The 2,326-nt window shown below is 46.0% G+C and carries 3 protein-coding genes and 1 pseudogene; all 4 read left to right on the plus strand.

Features of this window, described 5'->3' with window-relative positions; all coding sequences use genetic code 11:
* The first annotated feature begins 143 nt into the window (after positions 1-143).
* The 4 genes and pseudogenes from HMPREF2872_RS09060 (at position 144) to HMPREF2872_RS11640 (ending at position 2,320) form a co-directional block, all read left to right on the plus strand.
* Positions 144-546, plus strand: a pseudogene (locus HMPREF2872_RS09060) (GFA family protein).
* A gap of 90 nt (positions 547-636) precedes the next feature.
* Entirely contained in the window at positions 637-1,059 is a 423-nt protein-coding gene (locus tag HMPREF2872_RS09065) for a hypothetical protein (RefSeq protein ID WP_070633067.1), read from the plus strand.
* Positions 1,060-1,061: 2 nt separating this feature from the next.
* On the plus strand, positions 1,062-1,817 hold the full coding sequence (locus HMPREF2872_RS12085; RefSeq protein WP_283119014.1) for a hypothetical protein: 756 nt from the start codon (positions 1,062-1,064) through the stop codon (positions 1,815-1,817).
* A 254-nt stretch (positions 1,818-2,071) separates the two neighbouring features.
* Positions 2,072-2,320 carry an MAPEG family protein gene (locus tag HMPREF2872_RS11640; RefSeq protein ID WP_141752872.1) on the plus strand — a complete coding sequence of 83 codons (249 nt, stop codon included), beginning with the start codon at positions 2,072-2,074 and terminating at the stop codon, positions 2,318-2,320.
* Positions 2,321-2,326: the final 6 nt, after the last annotated feature.

The raw sequence follows: 2,326 nt of genomic DNA on the forward strand, positions 1-2,326 counted from the left end.
TCGGGCTGTTTGTAGCCGCTGTCTGACAGCGGGGTCGTCATGAAAATGAGCGCAGCGAATTTCGCCAAAACGAGCGACGTAAGTTTTGGTAACACCGTTTCAGACGACCTAGAAGTCAGCTTTCAAATATAAGGAGTTCGACCATGAAAGCAAAATGCCTGTGCGGCGACGTATCTTTTAGAAGTGGAACACGACAAACACGTCCACGCCTGTCATTGCCGGATGTGCCGCACTTGGGGCAGCGGCGCGACGTTTTCGCTGATTGCCGCCAAACCGCTGAAAATCGACGGCGGGGAGAACATCGCCCGCTACCATTCGTCCGAATGGGCGGAACGTGCGTTCTGCAAAAACTGCGGTACACACCTGTTCTACCACTTCCTGCCGAACGACAGCTATTTCGTCTTCGCCGGACTGTTTGCCGACAACGCCGATTTCAAATTGGAAGAGCAGATTTACATCGACGCCAAAGCCCCGTATTACGAACTGGCAAACGACACGCCCAAGCTGACCGAAGAAGAATTTTTGGCACAATTCGGCGGCGGATAATGTCGCTTGGGGCAACGGCCGTCTGAAAGTCGGGCAGAGTTGAGCTTACCAACCCGACCTGCCCTGCTATGAAATACAAAGGAAATTAGTATGAAAAAGTCTTCCATCATTATCTTGATTTCATCATTCTTTCTAACTGCTTGTGATTTGGGCTTTCCAAGGATGTCTGTCAATTATGATCACCTGCCTAAAGGAGAAATCAAAGAATATATTACTAAAATATTTCCCAATAAACCGGAGAAAGAAGAGTTGGGAAAAATGGTTTCGTCCCATTTAAACGGCGACAATAGCCCTGAAAATATCCAAAATGTAGTTTCAAATATGGGTATGACTTGTGTGGCAGGAAAAGAGTTTTGCGAATATAACGGGTATATTCGGTCAAGAGTTACAGGAGGGCATTCCGGAAGCGGTCGTGCAAAACATATTTACCGCATCATTGTCTCTCCTAAAAAGGGGGTGGATTCTTTGAACGTTGAAAAACAAATCGTAGAAGATACTGAAAAAGGAAATTGAAAATGGCAGATACCGGAAACTATAAAATCGTTAAATCACAACTTCCGCTAATTGGTGGCATGGCAGGACATAATTTTATTGTCGTATTGGACCCGAATAACCGTCCGATACACGAATTAAACGGGCTAGCAACTTCACAAGACGGAGAAATTAAACCAATAGGTTATTTACCTTCTGACAGATTACGTGTCTACAATGAACAAGAAGCTAAAATGAGGTTTTATCATCCCTCTCAAAACCAAGAAATAGTTTTCGAGGGAAGCTACGAAGAAGTCATGCATAAATTCAATTTAGGGTATGAAATAGGCCAGGAAATTAACAGACGCAATCCCTCATACCCTATATTGGGCTTGGGACCGAACAGCAATTCGGTTGCTTCTACCTTGTTAAGGGGCATGAATTTAAAAGACCCTGATTTGGGAATGGCCCTTACGCCTGGAGAAAATTCTTTGTTAATCCCTGAAGAAGAATTGAAACGTATCCGTCAAAATTGGGAACAACAACATAAACCCTTAAATTCTTCTCAAGAGAAACCCCAATCCAAATACGAAGAAACTATGGCTATGCTGCAAGGACTATTGAATGATACCGACGGTTCGTATGCAAAAAAACTTTTGGCTGATAATCCTGACAAAGTTGCCAGCTTCAACGAAAGAGTCCAGCAGGCTTCAGAAGAAGAGCGGCAACAGCAGTTTGTTGCTCAAGAAAACCAAAATATTCAACAAGAACAACAACGAGGCTTCTCCCGTTCTGTCTGAAGCAAACATTGCCCTGACTAATGCAGCTTGAAGAGGCCATCTGAAAAACGGTTTTCAGGCGGCCTTAATACCTGTTTCACAATCAGTTACTTTCACAAATAATTGGAGAATCACCATGTATTCAGGACTCGTTACGGCGGCGTACATCGTAGCCGCGATACTGTTCATTTTCTCGCTAGCGGAGCTGTCCAAGCAGGAAAACGCCAAGCTCGGATAACCGAAATCCGCGCGATTTCCTCGCCCGCACGCAAGGCTTGTCGGCGCGCGCCAATGCCGCGCAGCAAAACGGTTTTGAAGTATTTGCCCCGTTTGCCGCCGCCGTTTTGGTGGCACACGCCACAGGCAATGCCGCACAAGCGACCATTAACCTTTTGGCAGTATCGTTTATCGCCTTCCGCATCGCTTATATTTTCAGCTATCTGAAAGACAAACCGAGCCTGCGTTCGGCAATGTGGACGGGCGGATTCGTCTGCACCATCGGGCTGTTTGTAGCCGCTGTCTGACAGCGG

It is taken from the genome of Neisseria sp. HMSC069H12 (assembly GCF_001812735.1).
Classification (GTDB): Bacteria; Pseudomonadota; Gammaproteobacteria; order Burkholderiales; family Neisseriaceae; genus Neisseria; species Neisseria subflava.